At 39.1% G+C, this 348-nt stretch carries 1 protein-coding gene; it reads left to right on the forward strand.

Going from position 1 to position 348, the window contains the following annotated elements; translation table 11 throughout:
• Positions 1 to 141 precede the first annotated feature (141 nt).
• On the forward strand, positions 142 to 348 hold a 207-nt coding region (locus VJI94_RS08115; RefSeq protein ID WP_324008980.1), incomplete at its 3' end, for a lyase family protein.

The following is a 348-nucleotide window of genomic DNA, read 5'->3' on the forward strand; positions in this document are numbered from 1 at the left end:
GCCCTGATATCTACCCCGGATGAACCAATCGTAGCATAATCAGGTAAAGGGTTATTGGATTGATTAACAATACTCACCCGAATCGGCTGAACTGACATAGCCGCAAAAATACTAAATCTGGGGGAAGGTGAATTGTCAATTGTGAATGGAGTAATTCTTGTAAAACTAATTATTCACCATTCACAATTCACCATTCACGAATCCGTAGAAGATATTCATTCACAGGTTGAATTCTTGCTTACGCAAAAGCTGGGTGACATCGGAAAGAAAATTCATAGTGCTCGAAGTAGAAATGACCAGGTGCTGGTAGATATCAAAATGTTTCTTCGTCATGAAATCCAATCATTG

This window comes from Parvimonas sp. D9 (genome assembly GCF_035282565.1).
GTDB classification, from domain to species: Bacteria; Bacillota; Clostridia; order Tissierellales; family Peptoniphilaceae; genus Parvimonas; species Parvimonas micra.